25 protein-coding genes are annotated in these 25,716 nt (G+C 70.5%); 6 read left to right on the forward strand and 19 right to left on the reverse strand.

The annotated features are described in order from the left end of the window. Positions 1 to 146: 146 nt before the first annotated feature. The 12 genes from hpf to AWB89_RS13980 all read right to left on the reverse strand — a co-directional run bounded on the left by hpf (position 147) and on the right by AWB89_RS13980 (position 12,180). On the reverse strand, positions 147 to 839 hold the full coding sequence (hpf, locus tag AWB89_RS13925; RefSeq protein ID WP_085174340.1) for a ribosome hibernation-promoting factor, HPF/YfiA family: 693 nt from the start codon (positions 837 to 839) through the stop codon (positions 147 to 149). Between the two features lie 313 nt (positions 840 to 1,152). Next, on the reverse strand, positions 1,153 to 1,785 hold the full coding sequence (locus tag AWB89_RS13930; protein WP_085174342.1) for a ComF family protein: 633 nt from the start codon (positions 1,783 to 1,785) through the stop codon (positions 1,153 to 1,155). Positions 1,786 to 1,823: 38 nt separating this feature from the next. Then, positions 1,824 to 3,590 (reverse strand): MtrAB system accessory lipoprotein LpqB, encoded by a 1,767-nt coding sequence (gene lpqB, locus AWB89_RS13935; protein WP_085174344.1) that lies wholly within the window; start codon positions 3,588 to 3,590, stop codon positions 1,824 to 1,826. Beyond that, positions 3,590 to 5,263, reverse strand: coding sequence for an MtrAB system histidine kinase MtrB (mtrB, locus tag AWB89_RS13940; protein ID WP_085096023.1), 1,674 nt, complete (start codon positions 5,261 to 5,263; stop codon positions 3,590 to 3,592). Before mtrB ends, lpqB begins: the two co-directional genes overlap by 1 nt. Then, positions 5,260 to 5,946 (reverse strand): two-component system response regulator MtrA, encoded by a 687-nt coding sequence (gene mtrA, locus AWB89_RS13945; protein ID WP_055576516.1) that lies wholly within the window; start codon positions 5,944 to 5,946, stop codon positions 5,260 to 5,262. Before mtrA ends, mtrB begins: the two co-directional genes overlap by 4 nt. An 80-nt stretch (positions 5,947 to 6,026) precedes the next feature. Then, positions 6,027 to 6,659 (reverse strand): dTMP kinase, encoded by a 633-nt coding sequence (locus tag AWB89_RS13950; RefSeq protein ID WP_085174346.1) that lies wholly within the window; start codon positions 6,657 to 6,659, stop codon positions 6,027 to 6,029. Between the two features lie 92 nt (positions 6,660 to 6,751). Continuing rightward, positions 6,752 to 8,224 (reverse strand): adenosylhomocysteinase, encoded by a 1,473-nt coding sequence (gene ahcY, locus AWB89_RS13955; RefSeq protein ID WP_085174348.1) that lies wholly within the window; start codon positions 8,222 to 8,224, stop codon positions 6,752 to 6,754. Positions 8,225 to 8,310: 86 nt separating this feature from the next. Then, a complete protein-coding gene (gene alkX / locus AWB89_RS13960) occupies positions 8,311 to 8,907 on the reverse strand; it encodes a TetR family transcriptional regulator AlkX (protein ID WP_085174350.1) in 597 nt (198 codons plus the stop codon). A 26-nt stretch (positions 8,908 to 8,933) separates the two neighbouring features. Then, positions 8,934 to 9,116, reverse strand: coding sequence for a rubredoxin (locus AWB89_RS13965; RefSeq protein ID WP_066908204.1), 183 nt, complete (start codon positions 9,114 to 9,116; stop codon positions 8,934 to 8,936). Continuing rightward, the gene (locus AWB89_RS13970) at positions 9,113 to 9,286 is read right to left on the reverse strand and encodes a rubredoxin (protein WP_085096031.1); all 174 of its coding nucleotides are present in this window, start codon (positions 9,284 to 9,286) and stop codon (positions 9,113 to 9,115) included. Before AWB89_RS13970 ends, AWB89_RS13965 begins: the two co-directional genes overlap by 4 nt. Next, on the reverse strand, positions 9,283 to 10,521 hold the full coding sequence (locus tag AWB89_RS13975) for an alkane 1-monooxygenase (protein WP_085174352.1): 1,239 nt from the start codon (positions 10,519 to 10,521) through the stop codon (positions 9,283 to 9,285). Before AWB89_RS13975 ends, AWB89_RS13970 begins: the two co-directional genes overlap by 4 nt. Positions 10,522 to 10,680: 159 nt before the next feature. Continuing rightward, positions 10,681 to 12,180 (reverse strand): amino acid permease, encoded by a 1,500-nt coding sequence (locus tag AWB89_RS13980; protein ID WP_085096035.1) that lies wholly within the window; start codon positions 12,178 to 12,180, stop codon positions 10,681 to 10,683. Positions 12,181 to 12,239: 59 nt separating this feature from the next. On the opposite strand from AWB89_RS13980, the gene AWB89_RS13985 reads away from it, so the two are divergent. Continuing rightward, entirely contained in the window at positions 12,240 to 13,649 is a 1,410-nt protein-coding gene (locus AWB89_RS13985; RefSeq protein WP_085174354.1) for an FAD-dependent oxidoreductase, read from the forward strand. On the opposite strand, the gene manA is transcribed toward AWB89_RS13985, so the two are convergent. From manA to AWB89_RS14005, 4 genes are all read right to left on the reverse strand, one after another. Next, on the reverse strand, positions 13,627 to 14,853 hold the full coding sequence (gene manA / locus AWB89_RS13990; protein ID WP_085096038.1) for a mannose-6-phosphate isomerase, class I: 1,227 nt from the start codon (positions 14,851 to 14,853) through the stop codon (positions 13,627 to 13,629). The genes AWB89_RS13985 and manA overlap by 23 nt on opposite strands. 8 nt (positions 14,854 to 14,861) lie before the next feature. Further along, on the reverse strand, positions 14,862 to 15,962 hold the full coding sequence (locus AWB89_RS13995; RefSeq protein WP_085096040.1) for a TobH protein: 1,101 nt from the start codon (positions 15,960 to 15,962) through the stop codon (positions 14,862 to 14,864). Beyond that, on the reverse strand, positions 15,959 to 17,338 hold the full coding sequence (locus tag AWB89_RS14000) for a phosphomannomutase/phosphoglucomutase (protein WP_085174356.1): 1,380 nt from the start codon (positions 17,336 to 17,338) through the stop codon (positions 15,959 to 15,961). Before AWB89_RS14000 ends, AWB89_RS13995 begins: the two co-directional genes overlap by 4 nt. Positions 17,339 to 17,451: 113 nt before the next feature. Next, on the reverse strand, positions 17,452 to 17,904 hold the full coding sequence (locus tag AWB89_RS14005; RefSeq protein WP_085174358.1) for a DUF3499 domain-containing protein: 453 nt from the start codon (positions 17,902 to 17,904) through the stop codon (positions 17,452 to 17,454). 172 nt (positions 17,905 to 18,076) lie between these two features. Here AWB89_RS14005 and AWB89_RS14010 point away from each other — a divergent pair, with 172 nt between their 5' ends. Further along, positions 18,077 to 18,499, forward strand: a complete 423-nt coding sequence (locus AWB89_RS14010; protein ID WP_085096047.1) for a metallopeptidase family protein — start codon at positions 18,077 to 18,079, stop codon at positions 18,497 to 18,499. A 9-nt stretch (positions 18,500 to 18,508) separates the two neighbouring features. On the opposite strand, the gene AWB89_RS14015 is transcribed toward AWB89_RS14010, so the two are convergent. Then, positions 18,509 to 18,847: a WhiB family transcriptional regulator gene (locus AWB89_RS14015; RefSeq protein ID WP_085096049.1), complete on the reverse strand. Its 339-nt coding sequence runs from the start codon at positions 18,845 to 18,847 to the stop codon at positions 18,509 to 18,511. 319 nt (positions 18,848 to 19,166) lie between these two features. Here AWB89_RS14015 and cofD point away from each other — a divergent pair, with 319 nt between their 5' ends. From cofD to AWB89_RS14040, 4 genes are read left to right on the forward strand one after another with little or no spacing between them, the layout of a single operon-like run. Then, on the forward strand, positions 19,167 to 20,162 hold the full coding sequence (gene cofD, locus AWB89_RS14025) for a 2-phospho-L-lactate transferase (RefSeq protein WP_085174360.1): 996 nt from the start codon (positions 19,167 to 19,169) through the stop codon (positions 20,160 to 20,162). Further along, entirely contained in the window at positions 20,159 to 21,511 is a 1,353-nt protein-coding gene (locus AWB89_RS14030) for a coenzyme F420-0:L-glutamate ligase (RefSeq protein WP_085174362.1), read from the forward strand. The genes cofD and AWB89_RS14030 overlap by 4 nt, the downstream gene beginning before the upstream one ends. Positions 21,512 to 21,521: 10 nt before the next feature. Then, positions 21,522 to 23,105, forward strand: coding sequence for an Eco57I restriction-modification methylase domain-containing protein (locus AWB89_RS14035; RefSeq protein WP_085174364.1), 1,584 nt, complete (start codon positions 21,522 to 21,524; stop codon positions 23,103 to 23,105). After that, complete coding sequence (locus AWB89_RS14040) at positions 23,102 to 23,662, forward strand: NUDIX hydrolase (RefSeq protein WP_085174562.1); 561 nt, start codon at positions 23,102 to 23,104, stop codon at positions 23,660 to 23,662. Before AWB89_RS14035 ends, AWB89_RS14040 begins: the two co-directional genes overlap by 4 nt. Positions 23,663 to 23,670: 8 nt before the next feature. Here AWB89_RS14040 and AWB89_RS14045 read toward each other — a convergent pair whose 3' ends face one another. Next, positions 23,671 to 24,525: a hypothetical protein gene (locus AWB89_RS14045; RefSeq protein WP_085174366.1), complete on the reverse strand. Its 855-nt coding sequence runs from the start codon at positions 24,523 to 24,525 to the stop codon at positions 23,671 to 23,673. A gap of 111 nt (positions 24,526 to 24,636) precedes the next feature. Then, positions 24,637 to 25,716 (reverse strand): mannose-1-phosphate guanylyltransferase, encoded by a 1,080-nt coding sequence (manB, locus tag AWB89_RS14050; protein WP_085174368.1) that lies wholly within the window; start codon positions 25,714 to 25,716, stop codon positions 24,637 to 24,639.

The raw sequence follows: 25,716 nt of genomic DNA on the forward strand, positions 1-25,716 counted from the left end.
ATAAACCGACCCCCATCGTAGGTGACGCGCCGCCGATGGCCGCCGTAGCGGCGATCGCAAGCGCGGCGCTGCCGCGCGCCGCGGGTCGCCGCCAGTGGACCCCGCGGCGATCGCAAGCGCGGCGCTGCCGCGCGCTGCGGGGCCCGTCAGGACAGGCTGATCAGCCCGTAGTCGTAGGCGTGGCGACGGTAGACGACGGACGGCCGCTCGGTCTGCTTGTCGAAGAACAAGAAGAAGTCGTGCCCCACGCGCTCCATCTCGTAGAGCGCGTCGTCGACCGTCATCGGCTTGGCCTCGTGCTCCTTGGTGCGCACCACACGGCCCGGCTCGCGTTCGGCGGCGCCGTGCCCGTCGGCGCCGACGCCGTCGTGCTCGTGCGGCCGGACCGGCTCGTTGTTGAACGCCTTGGCCGGTGGCGGGGCGACCGCGGTGGCCGCGGCCAGCGACACCGGCGTCTTGTCGCCGTAGTGCACCTTGCGGCGGTCCTTGACGCGGCGCAGCCGGTTCTCCAGCTTGTCGACCGCCGACTCGAAGGCGGCGTAGAAGCTGTCGGCGCAGGCCTCCGCGCGGCTGACCGGCCCGCGCCCGCGAGCGGTGATCTCCACGCGCTGACAGGACTTGCGCTGGCGCCGGTTGGGCGCGTGCTTGAGCTCGACGTCGAAAAGGTAGATGGAGCGATCGAATCGTTCGAGGCGGGCGAGTTTTTGCGAGACGTAAATGCGGTAGTGATCGGGGATTTCGACGTTGCGGCCCTTGAACACGACTTCGGCGCTAAGTGTCGGTTCGGCCGGCCCGGTGGTGTCTGCCGGCGGTTGGTCGAGAATTTGACCGGAATCCACGGTAAGCCTTGACATACGTGTCAACTCGTTTCCTTTTCCACGTCGCACGCGGTGCGTGCCGGCTTTTATGAAACGCGCCGACGGGGTGGGAGCGGTTTTGGCCGCAGGCTGCCCGCCGGTGCAAGGTGTCGAATACTCACCCCCTCCACGTATGGCGTTTCAACCTGGGGAATCGCGACGAGTGGGTCATTACCAGGAAGCCCAGGATGTTCCTGAAGGTTGTTCTCGACGTTAGCTCGTGTTCGCCTTGGGATGCCACTGCTTTCGTACAGCTGTTGCGAGTTCTTCACATACTCTTGGCGGCCGCACAGCATCACGCGGCCGCGATCGCCAGCACCGCCGCCACGCGTACCCCCGCGGCGCGCAGGGTCCGCACCGACTCGCGCGCCGTCGCCCCCGTCGTGACGATGTCGTCGACGACGACGACCTCCGTGCCGGGCGGGCGACCGCACAACACCACCCGGCCCGCGATGTTGCGTTCGCGCGCCGACGTGCCGAGCCCCACGGAGTCGCGGACCAGCGCCCGCATCCGCAAGGCCTGCGCGACGGCGATGTCCGGGTGTCCGGTCACGGCGGCGCGGGCCAGCCGGGCGACCGGGTCCCCGCCGCGACGGCGCGCCGCCGTGCGCCGCGTCGGCGCGGGCACCAGCGTCAGCGGCGTCTCGACCATCCCCCACGCCAGCAGCCGGTGTACCCCGAGGGCCAGCGCCCGGGCCAGCGGCACCACCAGGTCGGCGCGCCCGTGCTCCTTGCACGCGAGGATCGCCCGGCGCCTCGCGCCGGCGTAGCGGCCCAGCGCGAACACCGGCGCCGCCGGGTCGACCCGCGGGGTGACGACGTGCGGCTCGTCGGGCCTGACGGCGAGCTCGGCCGCGCAGGCGTCGCACCAGCGGGTCGACGGCGCCCCGCAGCCGCCGCATTCCAGCGGCAGGATGAGGTCGAGCACGCTGCCAGTGTGTCGGGCGGGACCGACATCGGGCCGTGCTAGCCCGGCAGCACCGGCGCCGCGCCCGGGACGCTCAACCCGGACACCTCCGACCAGCTCTGCTGGCTTTCGGGCGCCGACGCCGAATACTGCAGCACCCCCTGCGGGGAGGCGACGTACACGGCCGACGGGTTGGCCGCGACCGTCGTCACCGGGATCTGCAGGCCGCGGGACGGCGCGTCGGAGTTCACCCCGTCGAGGTTGACGTAGGACACCGGGTGGCTGGCGTCGGTGCGGGTCACCACGATGTCGTCACCGGTGCGCCAGGACAGCGAGACCACCGAGTTGCCCAGCCCGAAACCCAGCCGGCGCGGGTACGTCAGCGCGTACTGCCCCGCCTGCGTCTGCTCCACGCCGGCGAGGATCACCTGGCCGTTGATTACCATCGCGGCGCGCGTCGAATCGCGGGACAGCTGCAGGTCGGTGATCGGCCCGGGGAAGCTGGCCGCCACCAGCGCGGAATCCACCGGGATCCGCGCGGGCTGGCCGGACGCCGGCTCCTGAATCGCGCGCAGCACGTTGTTGTTGTCCACCACCACCCAGACGGCGTCGTCGAGCGACCAGCTGGGCCGGGTCAGGCTGTGCCCGTCGGCGGACTGGACGGCCTCGCCGCCCAGGTCCCCGATCCACAGCGACGCCGCCTGGTCCGGGGCGCCGCGGCGCAGCGTCACCACCGACGCCACCTGCCGCCCGCTGCGCGACAGCGCGGCGCCGGTCTGATCGCCCATCCGCCCGAAGGCCCCCGCCACGGTGTTGATGTGCTGCCCGTCCAGCCCGGCCAGAGACCCGTTGACCAGCGCGTGCAGCCCCGCCCCCGCGCCGTCGGCCACGCCCGGGTCGGTGGCCGCGACGTCGGAGGTGGTCCACCCCTCGGCGAACCGGTCGTCCAGCGGCGCGCCGTCGGCGTTGATCACGTACGGGCCGCGGATGTCCGCCCGGGCCAGCGTCCAAATGATCTGTGCGGCAAGCAATTGCCGGCTGTGCGGATCGGTGGTGGACAGTTTCTCCAGGTCGACGCGGGCGCCGCCGTAGCCGAGCCCGATGCCGTTCTTGCCGCCGTCGGCCCGGGTCACCGGCCCGCGCAACCGCAGCGGCGGGGCGAGCAGGTTGCGCACCGTGTGGGCCATCTCGGGCCGCGGGCCGGCCAGCATCTTGGACACCAGCTCGGTGGCCAGCTGGTCATGGTCGGCCACCGCGACGTAGCGGGGATCGGGAACCACGGTCTTGCCGGTCGGGTCGGCGAAGTACAGCGTGTTGCGTTTGTAGGTCTCCTGGAACTGCTGCCAGTCCAGGAACACCCCGTTGGGCAGGCGGTCGATCCGCCAGCCGCCGGACGTCTTGACCAACTCGATCGGACCCGGGTCCGGCAGCACGCCCTCGGCGGTTTCGAACACCCCCACATCGGACAGCGAGCCAAGGATGTCCGCGCGCATGGTGGCCGAAACCCGTTCGGCGCCACGGGTTTCCACGAACACCACGTGGTCGATCAGCAGGGCGCTACCGGCGTCGTCCCACGCGTTGGACGCCGACTGGGTGAGGAATTGCCGCGCCGCCAGGTGCCGGTTCGCCGGATCGGCTGTGGCCTTGAGGAATTCGCGCAGCAACACGTCGGGATCCATGCCCGGGGTGGGCTTGGGCAGGTTCGACGGGGCGGGCCGTTCGACGGTGCCGATGGCCTGCGGGGCCGACGCGCTGGGCACCCCGGCGCACCCGCCGAGCAGCACCGCGAAGAACAAGAGCGCAACGACTTTGCGCCACGGCCGCATCAGGCGCCCCTCTCGGCCGGTTCGCGTTGGCGCGCCTTGCGGTCGGGGGCGGTCGGCTCCGGGGCGGGCTGCGGGATGGGCTTGAGCGGCAGCGGGCTGGTGGTGACCTTGTGCCCGCGGACCAGGGGCAGCGTCAGTCGGAAGCAGGCCCCCTGGCCGGGCTCGCCCCACGCCTCCAGCCGGCCTTGGTGCAGCCGCGCGTCCTCGACGCTGATCGCGAGGCCGAGCCCGGTGCCGCCGGATCGGCGCACCCGCGACGGGTCCGAGCGCCAGAACCGGCTGAACACCAGCTTCTCCTCGCCCGGTCGCAGCCCGACTCCGTAGTCGCGAACGGTCACCGCGACGGTGTCCTCGTCGGCGCCCATCCGGATGTCGACCGGCTTGTGCTCGGCGTGGTCGATGGCGTTGGCGATCAGGTTGCGCAGGATGCGCTCCACCCGGCGCGGGTCGACCTCGGCGATCACCTCTTCGGACGGCATGTCCACCCGCAACTCGATGCCGGCCTCCTCGGCCAGGTGGCCCACGTTGCCGAGCGCGCTTTGCACGGTGGTGCGCAGGTCCACCGCCTCGACGGACAGCTCGGCCACACCGGCGTCGTGCCGGGAGATCTCCAGCAGGTCGTTGAGCAGCGTCTCGAACCGGTCCAGCTCGTTGACCATCAGCTCGGTGGACCGGGCCAGCGTCGGGTCGAGGTCGGCGCTGTGGTCGTAGATCAGGTCGGCGGCCATCCGCACGGTGGTGAGCGGCGTGCGCAGCTCGTGGCTGACGTCGGAGGTGAACCGGCGCTGCAGGTTGCCGAACTCCTCCAGCTGGGTGATCTGCCGGGACAGGCTCTCGGCCATGTCGTTGAACGACACGGCGAGCCGCGCCATGTCGTCCTCGCCGCGCACCGGCATCCGCTCGGACAGGTGGCCCTCGGCGAACCGCTCGGCGATCCGCGACGCCGAGCGGACCGGCACCACCACCTGGCGCGAGACCAGCAGCGCGATCCCGGCGAGCAGCACCAGCAGCACGGCGCCGCCGGTGATCATCGTGCCGCGCACCAGCTGGATGGTGGCCTGCTCGTTCTTCAGCGGGAAGATCAGATACAGCTCAACGTTGGCCACCTGCGAGGACGTCGGGGTCCCGACGATCAGCGCCGGCCCCGAGAAGCCGTCGGTATGCACGGTCGCGTACTGGTAGGCCGCCTGCCCGGCCTTGATGAAGCCGCGCAACGAGCTGGGCACCTGGTCGACGGGCCCCGCCGTGCTGGCGGCGCGGGGGCCGTCGCCCGGCACCATCAGCACCGCGTCGAAGGCCCCGGCCAGCCCGGCGCCCGAGGCGGTGTCGGTCTTCGAGGTCAAGGTGTTGCGGGCCAGCTGCAGGCTGCTGTCCAGCGACCGGGTCTCCTCGCCGTTGACGATCCCGCCGACGGTGGTGCGCGCCCGCTCGATCTGCTCGATGGCGGCCCTGACCTTGACGTCCAGCACCCGGTTGGTGACCTGGCTGGTCAGTACGAAGCCGAGCGCGAGGATCACGGCCAGTGACAGCCCAAGCGTCAGCGCCACGACTCGCAGCTGTAGCGATCGACGCCAGGCAACCCCCACGGCTCGACTCAACGCACCCATGCCGCGGGTCATGGGGCCAGAGCGCCCCCAACGGCTCCTCGTGCGTCGCGGCGAGCGCCAGATCACGGAGGTCCGGCCTTGTATCCCACTCCTCGAACGGTCAACACCACAGTCGGGTTCTCAGGGTCTTTCTCGACCTTGGCCCGCAGACGCTGGACGTGCACGTTCACCAGGCGGGTGTCCGCCGGGTGCCGATAGCCCCACACCTGTTCGAGCAGCACATCACGAGTAAACACCTGGCGCGGTTTGCGTGCCAGCGCGACCAACAGGTCGAACTCCAGTGGTGTGAGGGAGATCTGCTCGCCGTTGCGGGTGACCTTGTGCGCCGGCACGTCGATGTCGACGTCGGCGATCGACAGCATCTCGGCGGGCTCGTCGTCGTTGCGGCGCAGCCGCGCGCGCACCCGGGCGACCAGCTCCTTGGGCTTGAACGGCTTCATGATGTAGTCGTCGGCGCCCGACTCCAGGCCGAGCACCACGTCCACGGTGTCGGTCTTGGCGGTGAGCATGACGATCGGGACGCCGGAGTCGGCACGGAGCACGCGGCACACGTCGATGCCGTTCATGCCCGGCAGCATCAGGTCCAGCAGCACCAGATCGGGGCGCAACTCGCGCACCGCGGTCAGCGCCTGAGTGCCGTCGCCGATAACCGCTGTGTCGAAGCCCTCCCCACGCAGCACGATAGTGAGCATCTCGGCCAGCGAAGCGTCGTCGTCGACGACCAGAATCCTTTGCCTCATGGAGTCCATGGTGTCACCAGATCGGGACAAATTCGGCGCACCACACGGGCGTTTCGTGCCCGATACCGCCAAATCGTGACAAATCTGTGCTACTCGGCGGTCAAAGTCGTGGCCAGCGCGCCCGGATCGACGTCGGCGTCGACGACGAGCCAACGCCCGCACCAGCCCGCGGCGGCCAGCTCAGCGTAGACCGCGCCGGTGCGCCGCTGCAGTTCGTCGTCGCGTTCGTAGCTGTCGCGCGGCCGGCCCGGCTCGTGCTCGGCGCGGTGCCGGGCCCGCCGCCCCGCGAGCTCGGCGGGGACCGCGAGCAGCACCTGCCAGTCGGGCGCGGGCAGCGCCAGCCGCTGGTATTCGAGGCGATGGACCCAGGCGACCGCCTCCCCCGCCGCGCCCTCGCGCAGCCGCGCCGCGCTGTAGGCCGCGTTGGAGGCCACGTAGCGATCCATGATCACCACGTCGTAATCGCGGCGCAGGCCCTCGATCTCGCCGATGGCCCCGGCACGGTCGAGCGCGAAGAGCATCGCCATCGCATACACCGACGACGCGAGGTCACCGTGCTCGCCGTGCAGCGCCTCGGCCGCGACGTCGGCGGTCACCGATCGGCCGTAGCGCGGGAAGGCCAGCGTGGCCACCGACATCCCGGCGGACTCGAAGGCCTTCTGCAATCCCGCCGACAAGGTCCGCTTGCCCGCGCCGTCGACGCCCTCGATCGCGATCAGCACGGCGCGAGCCTAGCGGCCGCGCGTCGAGCGTGAAACTGCTGCGAATTTCTTGCCAAATTCTCGCAACAGCTTCACGCTCGGCGATCGAAGGCTCAGTAGCGGTAGTGGTCGGCCTTGTACGGGCCGTCGACGTCGACGCCGATGTACTCGGCCTGCTCCTTGGTCAGCTTGGTCAGCTGGCCGCCGAGCGCCTCGACGTGGATGCGGGCCACCTTCTCGTCGAGGTGCTTGGGCAGCCGGTACACCTCGTTGTCGTACTCGTCGTTCTTGGTCCACAGCTCGATCTGGGCGATCACCTGGTTGGAGAAGCTGTTGCTCATCACGAACGACGGGTGGCCGGTGGCGTTGCCCAGGTTCAGCAGCCGGCCCTCGGAGAGCAGGATGATCGACTTGCCGCTGTCGGGGAACGTCCACACGTCGACCTGCGGGCGGATGTTGACCTTGGTGGCGCCGGACTTCTCGAGCTGGGCGACCTGGATCTCGTTGTCGAAGTGCCCGATGTTGCCCAGCACCGCGTGGTCCTTCATCGCCTTCATGTGCTCGAGGGTGATGATGTCCTTGTTGCCGGTCGCGGTGATGACGATGTCCGCCTCGCCGATCGCGTCCTCGACCGTCTTGACGTCGTAGCCCTCCATCAGCGCCTGCAGCGCGTTGATCGGGTCGATCTCGGTGACGACGACGCGCGCGCCCTGGCCCTTGACCGAGTCCGCGCAGCCCTTGCCGACGTCGCCGTAGCCGCAGATCAGCACCTTCTTGCCGCCGATCAGCACGTCGGTGCCGCGGTTGATGCCGTCGATCAGCGAGTGGCGGCAGCCGTACTTGTTGTCGAACTTGGACTTGGTGACCGAGTCGTTGACGTTGATCGCCGGGAACGCCAGATCACCGGCCGCGGCGAACTGGTAGAGCCGCAGCACGCCGGTGGTGGTCTCCTCGGTGACGCCCTTGACCGACTCGGAGATCTTCGTCCACTTGTCCTTGTCGGTCTCGAACCGGTTGCGCAGCAGCTCGAGGAAGACCTTCCACTCGGTGGGGTCGTCTTCTTCCGCCGGGGGCACCACGCCGGCCTTCTCGTACTGCGCGCCGCGCAGCACCAGCATGGTCGCGTCGCCGCCGTCGTCGAGGATCATGTTGGCCGGCTCGTCGGGCCAGGTCAGCATCTGCTCGGCGGCCCACCAGTACTCCTCGAGCGTCTCGCCCTTCCAGGCGAACACCGGCACACCCTTGGGCTCCTCGGGCGTGCCGTGCGGGCCGACGACGACCGCGGCGGCGGCGTGGTCCTGGGTGGAGAAGATGTTGCAGGACGCCCACCGCACCTGCGCGCCGAGCGAGACGAGCGTCTCGATGAGCACGGCGGTCTGCACGGTCATGTGCAGCGAGCCCGAGATGCGCGCGCCCTTGAGCGGTTGCACCTCGGCGTACTCGCGGCGCAGCGACATCAGACCCGGCATCTCCTGCTCGGAGAGCTCGATGTCCCGGCGACCGTAATCCGCCAGCGACAGGTCGGCGACCTTGAAATCGATGCCGTTGCGGACGTCGGCGGTTAACGAACTTTCGGTCGTCGTCATGGCGTTGCGCTTCCTTCTTATGGCTTGAGTGTTCCCAGCAGTACTTAGCTTAGGTATGTTCTTGCGCCACTGTAGTCGCCGAGCGCTCAGGGGATATCGATGACCCCGTGCCGCTCCGCGAACGGCGTCATGAGCCTGGCGAGGTCCGCCGCGACGTCGTGATCGGCCTCCGGCGGCATCGACACGTAGCTCAGCGCGAGCCGCACGATGGCGCGCGCCAGCACGCCGGCGTCCTCGTCGCTGGCGGCCACCCAGCTCTGGGTCAACGACGTGGTCAGGCGGGTCGACGCCCGGGTGATGATGGGCGCGCTGTCGGTGGTGATGAGCTGCAGCAGGTCGGGCTTGGCGACGCCGGTCAGCAGGGAGATCACCAGCGGGTCGGCCGCGGACTCGGCGAAGAACGACCGGAAGCCCTGCAGGAACGCCTCGTAGAGGTGGCCGACGTTGGCGTCGATCGCGCCGCCGACCGCGTCGACCAGGCGGTCGGCCAGGCGCAGGGCGTAGCCCTGGGCCAGGCCCTGGCGCGAGCCGAACTCGTTGTAGATGGTCTGCCGGCTGATGCCCGCGGCGCGGGCCACGTCCGCCAGCGTGATGGCAGACCAGTCCCGGGCCAGCAGCAGGTCCCGCATCGCGTCGAGCACCGAGTCGCGCAGCAGGACGCGCGACGCCTCCGCGTACGGCATCCGCTTCACAGGCGCGACTGTAACGCTCACGGTCGCGCCACCTCCACCATCTCGAAGTCGGACTTCGCCGCGCCGCAGTCCGGGCAGCTCCAGTCCTCGGGGATGTCGTCCCAGCGGGTGCCAGGCGCGATGCCGTCCTCCGGCCAGCCCAGCGCCTCGTCGTACTCGAACCCGCACTGGATGCAGCGGAACAGCCTGTAGTCACTCATGCGTTGGCTCCTTGTCTCTCGAAGTCGACCTTCTCGCGCACCGCGCAATCGGGGCAGCACCAGTCGTCGGGGATGTCGCCGAAGGGCGTGCCCGCGGGAAACCCTTCCCGCGGAGCGCCTTTCGCTTCGTCGTACACGTAGTCGCAGCCCGGGCAGCGGTAGGCGCTCATGCGCTCACCGCGTAGCGCGCCAGCACCCGGTCGCGGACCCGCGGGTGGATGTTGACCTTGGTGATGTCGCCGTCGTAATGGGACAGCACCCGATGGTCCATCACCTTGCGCCACAGCGGCGGGAAGTAGGTCAGCGAGATCATCGACGCGTACCCGCTGGGCAGGTTGGGCGAGCCCTCGATGCTGCGCAGCGTCTGGTAGCGCCGGGTCGGGTTGGCATGGTGATCGCTGTGCCGCTGCAGGTGGTAGAGGAACAGGTTCGTCACGATGTGGTCGGAGTTCCAGCTGTGCACCGGGGCGCACCGCTCGTAGCGGGCTTTCCCGGAAGGCGAGTCGAGCTTCTGCCGCAGCAGGCCGTAGTGCTCGAGGTAGTTGACCGCCTCCAGCAGGCTGAACCCGAACACCGCCTGGATGATCACGAATCCGATGAGCGCCGGGCCGAAGAAGGCGATCAGCGCGCCCCACAGCACCACCGACATCGCCCAGGCGTTGAGCACGTCGTTGCCCGGGTAGGTCCGGGGATCCCAGGGGTTCTTGTTCAGCCGGCGCAGCCGCTGGGCCTCCAGCCGCAACGCCGAACGCAGGCTCCCGAAGACGCTGCGCGGCAGGAATTCCCAGAACGTCTCGCCGAAGCGCGCCGACGCCGGGTCTTCGGGAGTGGACACCCGCACGTGGTGACCGCGGTTGTGCTCGATGTAGAAGTGGCCGTAGCAGGACTGCGCCAGGGTGAGCTTGGACAGCCACCGCTCCAGCGACTCCTTCTTGTGCCCCATCTCGTGGGCCGTGTTGATCCCGACCCCGCCGAGGACCCCGACCGACAGCGCCACGCCCAGCTTGCCGGCCCAGCCCAGTCCCCCTTCAGAACCAGCCGGGAAGCCGAGCCAGCTCAGGTCGGACGCGGTGAACAGGTAGGCGCCCAGGAGCACGCTGAGGTATTGGAACGGGAGGTAGACGTAGGTGCAGCGGCGGTAGTACTTGTCGTTCTCCAGGCGCTCCATCACCTCGTCGGGCGGGTTCTGACCGTCGGGGCCGAACCGCACGTCGAGGAGCGGCAGCAGGATGTAGAGCAGGATCGGCCCGATCCACAGCGGCACCTGCGCGGCGGCGTGCCAGCCGAACCGGTTCAGCGCCCAGACGATCGGCAGCATCACGAAGAGCGCGGTCGGGGCGATCAGTCCCATGAGCCACAGATGGCGCTTGCGGTCCCGCCAGGTCGCCGCTTCGAGTGTCGTCATAGGACCAAACCTCCGTGTGGGTCGTGGAGCTTCGCCGAGCCGGTAAATCCGCAGACAAAGTGCGAGTAAGGGCCTGCGGATTTACAGGCTCGGCAAAACAAAGCGCATCTCGAGGTTGGACATTACTGCCGTTTGCGTCTCCTGTCTAGACACAGAACGCTATTTTGTAAACGAAACCGCCTCCGCGGGCTCCCGCCCGGCGTCCCGGCGGCCCTGCACGGAGTGCCGGTACCCGTAGCCGGCGTAGATCGCGGTTCCCACCACCAGCCACACGCCGAACCGAACCCAGGTCAACGCGGTGAGGTTGAGCATCAGCCACACGCAGGCGCAGATCGACGCGATGGGCAGCACCGGCACCCATGGGGCTCGGAACCCCCGCTCCAGGTCCGGCCGGGTGCGGCGCAGGACCATGACGCCGGCAGACACCAGGACGAACGCGAACAGCGTCCCGACGTTGACCATCTCCTCGAGCTTGGCGATCGGAAACACCGACGCCGTCGCCGCCACCACCACCGCGACCAGCACCGTGATCCGGACCGGGGTGCCGCGCGACCCGGTCTTGGCCAGCGGCCGCGGCAGCAGCCCGTCGCGCGCCATCGCGAACAGCACCCGGCACTGCCCGAGCATCAGCACCATCACGACGGTCGTCAGCCCCGCCAGCGCGCCGATGGCGATGATTTTGCTGGCCCACTGAATCCCGTTAGCCGCGAACGCCGTGGCCAGGTTGGCCGGCTTGTGGCCGGGCATTGTCTTGAGCTGGGTGTAGGACACCATGCCGGACAGCACGACCGCGACGGCGACGTACAGCAGGGTGACGATGCCCAGCGAGACCAGGATTCCCCGCGGAACGTCGCGCTGGGGCCGCTTGGTCTCCTCGGCCATGGTGGCGACGATGTCGAACCCGATGAACGCGAAGAACACGATGGACGCGCCCGCCAGGACGCCGTACAGGCCGTAGTGACTGCTGTGGGCCCCGGTCAGCAGCGACAGCACCGACTGGTTGATGCCCGAGGCCGCCGGCCCGGCCTCCGGCTTCGGGATGAACGGCGAGTAGTTGGAGCCCTTGATGTAGAAGGCGCCGACGATCACGACGAGCAGCACCACCGACACTTTGATGCCGGTGATCACCGCGGAGAACCGGGACGACAGCTTGGTTCCCAGGGCGATCAGCGTCGCGACCGTCGCGACGATCAGCAGCGCGCCCCAGTCCAGCTGGATCGACCCGAGTTGGATTGTGCCGCCGGCGAATCCGAACACGTTGCCGAGGTAGCTCGACCAGCCCTTGGACACGACGGCGGCGCCGACCGCCAACTCCAGCAGCAGGTTCCAGCCGATGGTCCAGGCGAGGAACTCCCCGAAGGTGGCGTAGGAGAACGTGTAGGCGCTGCCCGCCACGGGCAGCGTCGAGGCGAATTCGGCGTAACACAGGGCGGCCAGCGCGCAGGTGATGGCCGCGATGATGAACGAGATCCAGATGGCGGGCCCGGTGATGTCGCCGGTGGTGGACGCGGTCACGGTGAAGATCCCGGCGCCGATCACCACCGCGACGCCGAACACGGTCAGGTCCCACCACGTCAGCTCCCGGCGCAGCCGGGTCTCGGGCTCGTCGGTGTCGGCGATCGATTGCTCGACCGATTTGGTGCGCCATCGATTCGCCATTCGGCCGCCCCCTTCCGGATGTGCCCGTTGGACCGCACAGTACTGGGTAGTCTGCGAGCATGGCGGGAAGCGGGGGGAACGCACGGGGTCACGCGGCGGTCATCGGGGGAAGCATCGCCGGCTTGTGTGCGGCGCGGGTGCTTTCGGATTGCTACTCGCGGGTGACGGTGTACGAGCGCGACGAGTTGCCGAGGGCGCCGGCGAACCGCGCGGCCGTCCCGCAGGACCGGCATCTGCACATGCTGATGGCGCGCGGGGCGGCGGAGTTCGAGAGCCTCTTCCCCGGCCTGCTGGCCGACATGGTGGCCGCGGGCGTGCCCATGCTGGAGAACCGGCCGGACTGCATCCACCTCGGCGCCGCGGGCCATGTCCTCGGGACCGGGCACACGCTGCGCGACGAGTTCACCGCCTATGTGCCCAGCCGGCCGCACCTGGAGTGGCAGCTGCGCCGGCGGGTGCGCGACATCGACAACGTCGAGATCGTGCGGCGGTCGGTTTTCGAGCCGCGCTACGACCGCGGGCGCCAGCGCGTCACCGGTGTGCTGCTGGACCCCCAGGGCCAGGGCGAGCCGGAGTTCGTGCCCACCGACCTCGTCGTCGACGCCGCGGGCCGGGGTACCCGGCTGCCGGTGTGGTTGGAGCAGTGGGGATTTCAGCGCCCGGTCGAGGCCACCATCGACATCGGCATCCACTACGCGTCCCACCAGTTCCGGATGCCGGAGGGCGTGATCGCCGAGAAGGTGGTGGTCGCCGGCGCCTCCCACGACGAGTCGCTCGGGCTGGGCATGCTGCATTACGAGGACCGCGTGTGGGTGCTGACCACGTTCGGCGTGGCCGACGCCAAACCGCCCCGGACCTTCCCGGAGATGCTCGCGCTGGCCGACAAGCTGCTGCCCGCGCATCTCAATGCCGCGCTGGCGCAGGCGGAACCGTTCGGCGAGCCGGCGTTTCACGCGTTTCCGGCCAGCCGGTGGCGCCGCTACCACAAACTGGACCGCTTCCCCGCCTGCATCGTACCGTTCGGCGACGCCGTCGCCAGCTTCAACCCCACCTTCGGGCAGGGCATGACGATGACGTCGCTGCAGGCCGGTCACCTGCGGCGGGCGCTGCAATCCGACGACCTCGCCCGCGAGCTGAATCGGGCCACCGCCAAGACCACCTACCCCGTGTGGATGATGAACGCCATCGGCGACATCACGTTCCACCACGCCACCACGAAGGGATCGATCCCCTGGTGGTGGCGGCCCTCCGGCGCGCTGTTCGACCAGTTCCTCGGGGCCGCCGAAACCGATCCCGTTCTGGCCGAGTGGTTTTTGCGCCGGTTCTCCCTGTTGGACAGCCTGTACATGGTCCCGCCGCCGCGGATCGTCGGGCGGGCCATGGCGCACAACATGCGGCTGTGGCTGCGCGAGCGCCGGGAAGCCCGTAACGACAGGACTAGCGCCCTTACAGCCCCTCGGTCACCCTGAACAGCTTGGCGGGCTCGCGCGCGACCAGCCGGATGGGCCCGTCGTCGGCCGCCACCCAGGCGGCCATGCCCCGCTCCAGCGTGAGCGATCCCGACTTGGCGTGCACCGTGGCGCAGCCCTCGCTGCACAACAGGATTTGCGGGCCCTCGTGGCTGCACGTCGCGTCGACCTCGTGGCCGAGGTACTCGCCGTCGAGCGCCAGGACCGCGACGGCGAACTCGGCGGTCGGCGTCTCGTAGATCCGGCCGAACCCCTCGCAGCGGACGTGCGGGCGCAGTTGCGCCTCGGTGGTGGGGGTGAAGTCCAGCACCCGCAGCAGCTCGGGCACGTCGACGTGCTTGGGGGTGAGCCCGCCGCGTAACACGTTGTCGGAGTTGGCCATCACCTCGACCGCGAAGCCGCGCAGGTAGGTGTGCAGGTTGCCGGCCGACACGAAGATGGCTTCGCCCGGGGCCAGCGTGATGCGGTTGAGCAGCAGCGCGGCCAGCACGCCGGCGTCACCGGGATAGCGTTCGCCGAGCTCCAGCACGGTCTTGGCCTCGGCCGCGAATTCCGTTGCCCCGGAGCTGACGTAGGCGATCGCGCCGTCCAGTACGGCGGGGACCAGCACGTCGATGTCGGGCTGCGGCGCGGTGATCCAGGTGGTGAACAGCGCGCGCAGGCCGTCGGCGTCGGATTGGTCGTTCAGCAGGTCGATGTAGGGGTCGAGGTCGGAGACGGCCAGCGCGCGCAGCAACTCGATGGTCGCCGACGCCTGGCGAAAGCCGGCCAGCGCCTCGAAGGACTGCAGCGCCACCAACAACTCCGGCTTGTGGGAGGTGTCGCGGTAGTTGCGCAACGGCGAGGACACCGGGATGCCCAGCCGCTCCTCGCGCAGGTAGCCCTCGACCGCCTGCTCGGCGCTGGGGTGGGCCTGCAGCGACAGCGGCTCGTCGGCGGCGAGCACCTTGACCAAAAACGGCAGCACGTCCCCGAACCGGGCGCGCGACCCCGCCCCGAGCTGCCCCTCCGGGTCGGCGACCAGGGCCTCGAGCAACGAGACCTCGCCCTTGTCCGTTTCCAGCCAGGCCGGGTCGCCGGGGTGGGCGCCGAACCAGAGCTCGGCCTCGGGATGGGCGGCCGGAATCGTGCGCCCGGTGAATTCCGCAATGGCGGTGCGCGATCCCCAGGCGTACGTCCGCAAGGCCCCGCGAAGCAGTTCCACTTGTTTATCTATCCCCGCACCAGTCGCATGTAAACCGCGGCCATCTCGAGCCGGACGGCCAATACTGCCAGTTGCTGCTCGGCGCTGATGGCGCCCCCCAACGCCGGCGCAACCGTCGAACCGGCCGACCCGCCGGGCCCGTCGGGAACGTCCTCGGCGGCAAGCAAGTACACGTCGTCGAACCCCGCCGTCCGCGCGGCGACGACCGTCTGTTCGGCCGACAGGGTCAGGGCCAGCACCCGCAGCCGCTCGGGCCGCGGGCCGTCGATCTCCTCGTCGTGGAAAAGGTCGTCCACCGACCCGCCGCTCGCGCCGGGGGCCGCCCGCAGCGCCAGCACGGCATCCGCCAGCCCGGCGGCCGCGACCACCTCGTGGGCGAGCCGCAGCAGCACCGAGCTGCCGTGCCGGGCCAGCGCCAGCGTGGCGGCGCAGTCGCCCGCCAGCGCCACCCGGCGGCCGGCGATCCGCGCGGCAATCGTCTTGGCGGGGTTGGTGAACAGCTCGCGGCCGGCGCTGTTGCGCAGCGCCTCGGCATCGAGCTCGTCGGCGAGCACGCCCAGGTCCTGCCCCCCGGGCCGCGGGTCGACGGTGCCCAGGACGGCCAGGCCCGCGGCGAGGTAGCGGCACAGCCCCAACTCGTCGGGCACCCAGACCCGCGGCTCCAGCACGGCGGCGCGCCCGGCCGTGGAATCGCGCAGCGGGCCCTCGTACGGGGCGGCGACGACCACCCGCGCGCCCCGGCGCACCGCGGTCGCCGCGGCGGTGACCAGCGCGGGATCGCCGGGGTCGTCGCCGGCGACCACCAGCACGTCCAGCGGACCGACCCAGGGCGGCGCCTCGCCGGTGACCACGATCGGCTGGGAGGCCACCCCGCCCAGCGTGGCGGCCAGGATCGCGCCGGCGGTTCCGGCCGTCCCGCGGCCGGCCACCCAGATCACGCTGCGCGCGCGGTCGTCGGTCCGCAGCGAGTCCAGCGCGCCCTCGTCGGTGGCCGCGGCGATCGCGCGCACCTGCGCGCCCGCCGACGACGCCGCCCGCAACAGGCCCTCGGTGTCGGCAGCGAGCAGGCCGTCGGCGTCTTCGAGGTCGATCGCCGCGGTGGCGTTCACGGTGCGGCCCCGGCGATCTCGGCGCGGACCTGGGCGACGACGGCGTCGACGTCCTCGGTGGTGCGGCCCTCCACGTTGAGCCGCAGCAGCGGCTCGGTGTTCGAGCTGCGCAGGTTGAACCAGCTGCCGTCGCCCAAATCGACCGTCACCCCGTCCAGGTGATCGATGGACTGAATCCGGGTGCCGAACGATTTCAGCACCGTGTCCACACAATACGACGCGTCGGCCACGGTGAAGTTGATCTCGCCGGACGACTCGTAGCGCTGGTAGTCGGCCGTCAGTTCCGACAGCGGCCGGTCGTGCTCGCCGAGGGCGGCCAGCACGTACAGCGCCGCCAGCATCCCGGAGTCGGCGCCCCAGAAATCCCGGAAGTAATAGTGCGCGGAATGCTCGCCGCCGAAGATCGCACCGGTGTCGGCCATCAGCGCCTTGATATAGGAGTGGCCGACCCGCGAGCGCAGCGGGGTGCCGCCGCGCTCGGTGACCAGTTCGGGCACCGCGCGGGAGGTGATCACGTTGTGGATGATCGTGGCGCCGATCTCCCGGCCCAGCTCCCGGGCCGCCACCAGGCTGGTCACCGTCGACGGCGACACCAGCCGCCCCCGCTCGTCGACGACGAAGCACCGGTCGGCGTCCCCGTCGAAGGCCAGACCGATGTCGGCGCCGCTGTCGCGCACGAACTTCTGCAGGTCCACCAGGTTGGCCGGGTCGAGCGGGTTGGCCTCGTGATTGGGGAACGACCCGTCGAGTTCGAAGTACAACGGCAGCAAGGTGATCGAGTCGATCGCGCCCAGCACGGCCGGGGCGGTGTGGCCGGCCATGCCGTTGCCGGCGTCCACGGCCACCCGCAGCGGCCGCAGCCCGGAGGTGTCGACCAGCGAACGCAGGAACGCCCCGTAGTCGGCCAGCACGTCGCGATCGGTCGCGGTCCCCGGCGGGCCGTCATACGCCGCAACCCCGGCGATTACGTCGTCGCTGATGGTGCTCAGCCCGGTGTCCGCGCCGACCGGCTTCGCGCCGGCCCGGCACAACTTGATGCCGTTGTAGGCCGCCGGGTTGTGGCTCGCGGTGAACATCGCGCCCGGGCAATCCAGCTGTCCCGAGGCGAAATAAAGCTGATCGGTGGAGGCCAAACCGATCCGCACCACGTCCAGGCCCTGGCCCATCACCCCGCGCGCAAACGCCGCGGCCAGCCCCGGCGAGCTGTCCCGCATGTCGTGGCCGAGCACCACCTGCCCGGCGCCCTCGGCGCGCATCAACGCGGCGAACGCGGCGCCCAGTTCGGCGACCAGCGACTCGTCGAGTTCCTCGCCGACCAGCCCGCGCACGTCGTATGCCTTGACGACGCGGCGAACGGTCGCGGCGGACCCTGACATGCGAAACTCCTGACGCTCCTGACGGTGGGGCTCTTGGCGTCAGCCTATCGGCCCGGGAAAAGCGTGCGGCCCGTTAGACCCGGCCAGTCAGAGCTAGATCCGGCTGGATCCGGCTAGTCCGAGGGGTCGGGCAACACCCGCAGATGTCCGCGACGGCGACCGGAGCGGCGCTCAGGCGGCGCGAGCAGCCCGCTGCTCGGCGCGGTGGCCTGGGCTCCGGCGTGAATGTGGGGATCGGAAAAGCCGTTGAGTGGCGTGCCCGCAACCGGGTGGCCCAGGGCCCCGTCGCCCGGGCGCCCCTCGCGCACCGCGTCGGCCAGGGCGACCAGGTCGTCCTCGTCGGGGTGGGTGGGCTCGGCAAGCAGCGGGCCGGCGTGGCGCACCAGGTCCCAGCCGCGGGGGGCGGTGATCCGGCCGGCGTGACCGACGCACAGGTCCCAGGAGTGCGGCTCGCGGGCGGTGGCGAGCGGGCCCACCACTGCCGTCGAGTCCGAGTAGACGAACGTCAAGGTCGCCACGGCGTAGTGCGGACACCCGGGCCGGCAACAGCGACGGGGAACGTTCACGCCGAAAGGCTATCGTGCGCAAACGCCACGGAAGCGACGGACACGCGCATCCGCTCGACCCGCGATGTCGAACCGTTACCATCGGCGCGTGGGCGATTCCCGCGGCTCCCCGCACAGCGATCGGACGGGGCGCCGGTCGGCTTCCTACCGAGGGTCGCGCCGCGGCCGCGACATGCGCGGTCCGCTGCTGCCCCCGACCGTGCCCGGCTGGCGCAGCCGTGCCGAGCGGTTCGACATGGCGGTGCTGGAGGCCTACGAGCCGATCGAGCGGCGCTGGCAGGACCGGGTGTCCGAACTCGACGTGGCCGTTGACGAGATCCCGCGGATCGCCGCCAAGGACCCCGACAGTGTGCAGTGGCCGCCGGAGGTCATCGCCGACGGGCCGATCGCGCTGGCCCGGTTGATCCCGGCCGGCGTCGACGTCCGGGGCAATTCCACGCGGGCACGAATTGTGTTGTTCCGCAAGCCGATTGAGCGACGGGCCAAGGACACCGACGAACTCGGCGAGTTGTTGCACGAAATCCTGGTGGCCCAGGTGGCCATCTACCTGGACGTCGAGCCCTCCGTCATCGACCCCACGATCGACGACGAATAGCGCCGGGCGTCAGATGATGCCGCGCTTGAGGCGGCGGCGCTCCCGCTCGGACAGACCGCCCCAGATGCCGAAGCGCTCGTCGTGCGCCAGGGCGTACTCCAGGCACTCGTGGCGAACCTCGCAACCCAGGCAGATCTTCTTGGCCTCGCGGGTGGAGCCGCCCTTCTCCGGGAAGAAGGCCTCGGGATCGGTCTGCGCGCACAGCGCGCGGTCCTGCCACTGATCCGGGGTCGCCGGCGGCAGCGGCTCGGGCTCGAAAGCGACTGGGGCGTCGGGAACCACAGTCAGGTGCGGACGGACCGGTGCCGCCGGCGCCGAGCCGATCATGGTGTGCGGTGTGCCTGTCATAACGCCCCGAAGGTGCTCATAAGACATGCTTCGTCCGCCTCCTCAGCTTTGATTTGAGAGAGTGAGTGTGTTCCCACTGTTCTGATGTACAGACAATTCGAACATGTGATCGAATCTCGGTCTGCGACACCGGAATCGGCCGGCCAACCGGGAAATGACACTGATGTGATTAGACACGGGTTGATCTGCCTGGTCAAGCGTTTCGGCGCATTTCCATATCATCTCGTGACCAAATTCCGGCGTTTCCGTTGTTTTGGGCCTTCGGCGTGTCCATCACAGTCGCATCACGGGCAGTACTGTCGAGCCCTGTGAAGGTCAAGTGAAGGTCACGGTTCTGGCCGGTGGGGTTGGCGGCGCCCGGTTCCTGCTGGGGGTTCAACAGCTGTTCGGGCTGGGTCAATTTGAAACGCAACAGGGTCCACGCACCGACAGCCACGAGCTGACCGCGGTCGTCAACGTCGGCGATGACGCCTGGATCCACGGATTGCGCGTCTGTCCGGATTTGGACACCTGCATGTACACCTTAGGTGGAGGCGTCGACCCGGAGCGCGGGTGGGGGCACCGCGACGAAACATGGCACGCCAAGGAGGAATTGGCGCGCTACGGCGTGCAGCCCGACTGGTTCCAGCTCGGCGACCGAGACCTGGGCACCCACCTGGTGCGCACCCAGATGCTCAACGCGGGCTACCCGCTGTCGCAGATCACCACGGCGCTGTGCGATCGCTGGCAGCCGGGCGCCCGGCTGCTGCCCGCGACCGACGACCGCTGCGAGACGCACGTGGTGATCACCGATCCGGCCGACGACAGCCGGCGGGCGATCCACTTCCAGGAATGGTGGGTGCGCTACCGGGCGCAGGTGCCCACGCACAGCTTCGCGTTCGTCGGCGCCGAAAAGGCCAGCGCCGCAGCCGAAGCGGTGGCGGCCATCGCCGACGCCGACGTCATCCTGCTGGCGCCGTCCAACCCGGTGGTCAGCGTCGGGGCCATCCTGGCGGTCCCGGGCATCCGCGGCGCGCTGCGCGCCGCCAAGGCCCCGGTCGTCGGCTACTCCCCGATCATCGGCGGAAAGCCGTTGCGCGGCATGGCCGATGCCTGCCTGTCCGTGATCGGGGTCGACTCCACCGCGGAGGCGGTCGGCCGGCATTTCGGCTCGCGGCGCGCCACCGGGATCCTGGACTGCTGGCTGATCCACGAGGGCGACGAGGCCGTCGTCGACGGGGTCGACGTGCGCGCGGTACCGCTGTTGATGAGCGACCCCAAGGCGACGGCCGAGATGGTCCGCGCGGGGCTGGAGCTGGCGGGCGTGGGCCAGTGAGCGAGCACGGCACCGCGGCCACCGTCGAGATCCTGCCCGTCACCGGGCTGCCCGAATTCCGGCCCGGGGACGACCTGGGCGCCGCCGTCGCCGCGGCCGCACCCTGGCTCCGAGACGGGGACGTCGTCGTGGTCACCAGCAAGGTGGTGTCCAAGTGCGAAGGGCGCCTGGTGCCGGCCCCCCGGGACGCCGAGGAGCGCGATCGGCTGCGCCGCAAGCTCGTCGACGACGAGGCGGTGCGCGTGCTGGCACGCAAGGGCCAGACGCTGATCACCGAGAACCGGCTCGGCCTGGTCCAGGCCGCCGCCGGCGTGGACGGGTCCAACGTCGGCCGCGACGAGCTGGCGCTGCTGCCCGTCGATCCCGACGCCAGCGCCGCGGCGCTGCGGGACGCGCTGCGCGAGCGGCTGGGCGTCGAGGTCGCCGTCGTCATCACCGACACCATGGGCCGCGCCTGGCGCAACGGCCAGACCGACGCGGCCGTCGGCGCCGCCGGGCTGCGGGTGCTGCACGGCTACGCCGGGGCCGTCGACCGGCACGGCAACGAGCTGCTCGTCACCGAGATCGCGATCGCCGACGAGGTCGCGGCCGCCGCCGATCTGGTCAAGGGCAAACTCACCGCGCTGCCGGTGGCCGTCGTGCGCGGGCTCGCCGTGACCGACGACGGCTCGACGGCGCGGCAACTGCTGCGACCCGGCGAGGAGGACCTGTTCTGGCTGGGCACCGCCGAGGCGATCGAGATGGGCCGCCGGCAGGCCCAGCTGCTGCGGCGGTCGGTGCGCCGGTTCGCCGACCAGCCGGTGCCGCCGGAGCTCATCGAGGACGCCGTCGCCGAGGCCCTCACCGCGCCGGCCCCCCACCACACCCGGCCGGTCCGGTTCGTGTGGCTGCGGACCCCGGACACGCGGGCCCGGCTGCTGGACCGGATGAAGGACAGGTGGCGCTCCGACCTCGCCGGGGACGGACGGCCCGCCGACGCGATCGAGCGGCGGGTGGCGCGCGGCCAGATCCTCTACGACGCACCCGAAGTGGTGATCCCGTTCCTCGTTCCCGAGGGCGCGCACGCCTACCCCGACGCGGCCCGCACCGACGCCGAGCACACCATGTTCACCGTCGCGGTCGGCGCGGCCGTGCAGGCGCTGCTGGTCGCGCTGGCGGTGCGGGGGGTGGGCAGCTGCTGGATCGGCTCCACGATCTTCGCCGCCGAGTTGGTCCGCGCCGAGCTCGAGCTGCCCGCCGACTGGGAGCCGTTGGGCGCCATCGCGATCGGCTACGCCTCTGAGGCCGCCGGAGTCCCGCCCGGGCCGCGCGACGCGCCGGACCCCGGGGATTTGCTGCTGCGCAAGTAATACTGAGCCCATGCATTTCGCGGGCAAGGCGGCGGCGTCGGCCGACAAGGTCCGCGGCGGCTACTACACGCCCGCCCCGGTGGCCCGCTTCCTGGCCCGCTGGGTACGCGCGGCCGGGCCGCGGATCGTCGAGCCGTCCTGCGGCGACGGGGCGATCCTGCGCGAGCTGGCCAGCCTCGGCGGCCGCGCATGCGGCGTCGAGCTGATCCCCGACGAGGCGGCCAAGGCCCGGCGATTCGCGCCCGTCGACGCCGAGAACCTCTTCGCGTGGCTGGCGCGGTCCCAGCCCGGCGGCTTCGACGGCGTCGCGGGCAACCCGCCCTACATCCGGTTCGGCAACTGGGCGCCCGAGCAGCGCGACCCCGCCCTGGAACTGATGCGCCGCGAGGGGCTGCGCCCCAGCCGGCTGACCAACGCCTGGGTCCCGTTCGTCGTCGCGAGCGCGGTCCTGGCGCGCGACGGCGGACGGGTCGGCCTGGTGCTGCCGGCCGAGCTGCTCCAGGTGGGCTACGCCGCCCAGCTGCGCGAGTATCTGCTCGGCCGGTTCCGCGAGATCACGCTGGTGACGTTCGAGCGGTTGGTGTTCGACGGCGTCCTGCAGGAGGTCGTGCTGTTCTGCGGTGTCGTCGGGCCGGGCCCCGCGCGCATGCGCACCGTCCACCTCACCGACGCCGACGCGCTGGCGGGCGCCGACCTTGACGTGGAGCATCTTCCTTTTGGGCCCGCGCTGCTGCACGAAAACGAGAAGTGGACCAAGTACTTCCTGGAGCCCGACGCGATCCGGCTGCTGCGCACGCTCAAGGGATCGCCGGCCATGACGCGGCTCGGGTCGCTCGCCGGCGTGGACGTCGGCATCGTGACGGGCCGCAACAGCTTCTTCACCTTCACCGACGCGCAGGCCGACGAGCTGGGGCTGCGGCCGCACTGTGTGCCGCTCGTGTCGCGCAGCGCGCAGCTGTGCGGGCTGGTCTACGACACCGACTGCCGCGCAACCGATGTCGCGGCGGGCCGGCGGACCTGGCTGCTCAACGCGCCGCCCGAACCCACCGACGCCGCCGTGGTCGCGCACGTGCGCGCCGGTGAGGCCGCCGGCGTGCACCGGGGCTACAAGTGCTCGATCCGCACGCCGTGGTGGACCACCCCGTCGCTGTGGGTTCCGGATCTCTTTCTGCTGCGCCAGATCCACCGGGCGCCGCGGCTGACCGTCAACGCCGCCGCGGCGACGAGCACCGACACCGTGCACCGGGTCCGGGTCGCGCCCGGCGTGGATCCGGCGGCGCTGGCCGCGGTGTTCCACAACAGCGCGACGTTCGCGTTCGCCGAGATCCTCGGCCGCAGCTACGGTGGGGGCATCTTGGAGCTCGAACCCGCCGAAGCCGAGCAGCTTCCGATCCCCGACCCGACGCACGCCGGCGCCGAACTCGCCTGCGACGTCGACCTGTTGCTGAAGGCGGGCGAGGTCGACAAGGCGCTCGACCTCGTCGACCGGCACGTGCTGATCGACGGGCTCGGGTTGTCCGGCGAGGTGGTCGCCGGGTGCCGCGCGGCCTGGGTTGCGCTTCGGGACCGCCGCGCAAGGCGCGGATCCCGTTGAGCCTCCGGGATTCCGCGATCTCGCTCCTGAGCGACTGGCGGCCGACGGATCCGGCGCAGGATTCCCTGCGGCACGCCGTGCTGGCCTTCGTGCACGCCCGACCCGACGCCTGCCGCCGCGAGTGCGCGGCGGGCCACGTCACCGCGTCGGCCCTGGTGCTCGACCACACCGGCTCGCGGGTGTTGCTGACCCTGCACCCGCGGCTGGGCCGCTGGGTGCAGCTGGGCGGGCATTGCGACGAGGACGACGCCGACGTCGTCGCGGCGGCGTTGCGGGAGGCCAGCGAGGAGTCCGGCGTCGCCGGCCTGCGCATCGATCCGGGGCTGGCGGCCGTGCACGTCCACCCGGTCACCTGCTCGCTGGGCGTGCCGACGCGGCACCTGGACCTGCAATTCGTGGCGCACGCGCCGGCCGGCGCGCAGATCGCCATCAGCGACGAGTCCGACGACCTGCGGTGGTGGCCGGCCGACGCCCTGCCCGACGGGACCGATTACGCCCTGGCGTATTTGGTGGGCCGGGCCCTCGAAATCGACGCCAGCGCGAAGAAGTGCGAGTAACTCGCGCGCTAGCGTCGATCTCGGCGATAGCCACGGTGGACGAGAGCCTCATGCGCCCGTCGGACGATCTCGTCCGATCGATGCTCGGCGACGACCCGGATCACGGTCCAGCCCAGCTCGGCAAGCTTCCTGAGCCGGTCGATGTCCTTGACGAATTGGATTCGATCCGTGCGGTGTTGGTCGCCGTCGTACTCCAGCGCGACCATGTAGTCCTCCCAGCCCATGTCCAGCAAGCCGACTAATCGCCAGCCCTCGCTGACCGGTATCTGCGTAGCCGGTTTCGGCAGTCCGGCGTCGATGAGAAGCAGCCGCAGCCAGCTTTCCCTCGGGGAGGCCGCACCGCCGTCCACCAGGGGCAGCACCTGCGCCAGCCGTCGCAGACCACGGGCGCCTTTGTACCGCTTCGTCAGGACGGAGACGTCTTCAAACGAGTACGGCTTTGCTCGCATCAGCGCGTCGAGGCGCGCCAGCGCCTGACGGCGCGGCAAATGGCGGCCAAGGTCGAAGGCGGTGCGCGCAACGGATGTCACCGGCAGCCGCTTGACGATGGTCACTTCGTCGTCGGCCAGCGTCTCGTTGCGGACGGTCAGCCCGCGCTGCGGCCGGGCGCTCTTCGAGACGAGCTCGACGGGCGTGTCAGCGTCAACCCACCGCGCACCATGTAACGCGGAGGCTGCGGCGCCCGCGATCACTGCTCGCCGTCGCGACCAGAGCCAGGCGCCGAGGATGCGGTCATCCAGCGACGGCTCGTGGCGCTTCGGGATGTAGGTGTCACGAAAGATCGGCCGATACCACCGGCGCAGCTGATACTCGGTGAAAGCGCCCGCCGCGACCGCTTCGCTGCCTGAAAACACCTCCGCCATGCAGCGATGGTGGACGAGGCCACCGACATGCTCACCCAGATCGACGCCAGCGCGAAGAAGTTCGAGTGGAAGTCACGGTTACGTCGATCTCGACGCAAGGGGGCGAGCGCCTCAGACGTCGGACGAGTAGCGGATCCCGCCGTCGGGAATGGCGACGCCGGGCCACACGCGGGCGCCGCGCAGCAACTCGCAGCGCGCGCCGATGTCGGCGCCGTCGCCGATCACCCCGTCGCGGATCAGCGCCCGCGGGCCGATGCGCGCGCCGAAGCCGATGATCGAGCGCTCGATCACGCTGCCGGCCTCGACCTTGACGCCGTCGAAGATCACCGCGCCGTCCAGTCGCACGCCCGGGCCGATCTCGGCGCCGCGCCCGACGACCGTGCCGCCGATCAGCACCGCCCCCGGCGATACGGCAGCGCCGTCGTGCACCAGCTGCTCGCCGCGATGCCCGTGCAGCGCCGGCGACGGGGCGATCCCGCGGACCAGGTCCGCCGAGCCGCGCACGAAGTCCTCGGGCGTGCCCATGTCGCGCCAGTAGGTGGCGTCGACGTAGCCGCAGACCTTGACGCCGGGGTCCGACAGCAGCGCGGGAAACACCTCGCGTTCGACCGAGACTTCGCGGCCCCGCGGGATCCGGTCGATGATCTCGCGGGCGAACACGTAGGTGCCGGCGTTGATCTGGTCGGTCGGCGGGTCCTGCGTCTTCTCGAGAAACGCGGTGACCCTGCCGTTTTCGTCGGTGGTGACGCAGCCGAACGCCCGCGGGTCGCCCACCCGCACCAGGTGCAGGGTGACGTCGGCCTGCCGCCCGCGGTGGAACTCGAGCATCTGACCCAGGTCGGCGCCGGACAGCACGTCGCCGTTGAACACCATCGCGGTGTCGTGGCGCAGGTGCCCGGCGACGTTGGCGATGCCGCCGCCGGTTCCCAGCGGCGATTCCTCGGTGACGTACTGGATCTGCAACCCCAGCTTGGAGCCGTCGCCGAACTCGGCCTCGAACACCTGCGCCCGATACGACGTGCTCAGGATGACGTGATCGATGCCCGCCGCGGCGATCCTCGACAGCAGGTGGGTCAAAAACGGCAGCCCGGCCGTGGGCAGCATCGGCTTGGGCGCCGAGAGCGTCAGCGGCCGCAGCCGGGTGCCCTTGCCCCCCACCAGGATTACGGCGTCGACTTGAGAGGTTGCCAT

The organism is Mycobacterium paraense (assembly GCF_002101815.1).
GTDB classification, from domain to species: Bacteria; Actinomycetota; Actinomycetes; order Mycobacteriales; family Mycobacteriaceae; genus Mycobacterium; species Mycobacterium paraense.

Bases quoted from the DNA above. Each gene is read 5' to 3' on its own strand.
- lpqB (WP_085174344.1), bottom strand. From the start codon at position 3,590: ATGCGGCCGTGGCGCAAAGTCGTTGCGCTCTTGTTCTTCGCGGTGCTG.
- mtrA (WP_055576516.1), bottom strand. From the start codon at position 5,946: ATGGACTCCATGAGGCAAAGGATTCTGGTCGTCGACGACGACGCTTCG.
- ahcY (WP_085174348.1), bottom strand. From the start codon at position 8,224: ATGACGACGACCGAAAGTTCGTTAACCGCCGACGTCCGCAACGGCATC.
- alkX (WP_085174350.1), bottom strand. From the start codon at position 8,907: ATGCCGTACGCGGAGGCGTCGCGCGTCCTGCTGCGCGACTCGGTGCTC.
- AWB89_RS13965 (WP_066908204.1), bottom strand. From the start codon at position 9,116: ATGAGTGACTACAGGCTGTTCCGCTGCATCCAGTGCGGGTTCGAGTAC.
- AWB89_RS13970 (WP_085096031.1), bottom strand. From the start codon at position 9,286: ATGAGCGCCTACCGCTGCCCGGGCTGCGACTACGTGTACGACGAAGCG.
- AWB89_RS13975 (WP_085174352.1), bottom strand. From the start codon at position 10,521: ATGACGACACTCGAAGCGGCGACCTGGCGGGACCGCAAGCGCCATCTG.
- AWB89_RS13980 (WP_085096035.1), bottom strand. From the start codon at position 12,180: ATGGCGAATCGATGGCGCACCAAATCGGTCGAGCAATCGATCGCCGAC.
- AWB89_RS13985 (WP_085174354.1), top strand. From the start codon at position 12,240: ATGGCGGGAAGCGGGGGGAACGCACGGGGTCACGCGGCGGTCATCGGG.
- AWB89_RS14000 (WP_085174356.1), bottom strand. From the start codon at position 17,338: ATGTCAGGGTCCGCCGCGACCGTTCGCCGCGTCGTCAAGGCATACGAC.
- AWB89_RS14010 (WP_085096047.1), top strand. From the start codon at position 18,077: ATGCGCGGTCCGCTGCTGCCCCCGACCGTGCCCGGCTGGCGCAGCCGT.
- AWB89_RS14015 (WP_085096049.1), bottom strand. From the start codon at position 18,847: ATGACAGGCACACCGCACACCATGATCGGCTCGGCGCCGGCGGCACCG.
- AWB89_RS14035 (WP_085174364.1), top strand. From the start codon at position 21,522: ATGCATTTCGCGGGCAAGGCGGCGGCGTCGGCCGACAAGGTCCGCGGC.
- AWB89_RS14045 (WP_085174366.1), bottom strand. From the start codon at position 24,525: ATGGCGGAGGTGTTTTCAGGCAGCGAAGCGGTCGCGGCGGGCGCTTTC.
- manB (WP_085174368.1), bottom strand. From the start codon at position 25,716: ATGGCAACCTCTCAAGTCGACGCCGTAATCCTGGTGGGGGGCAAGGGC.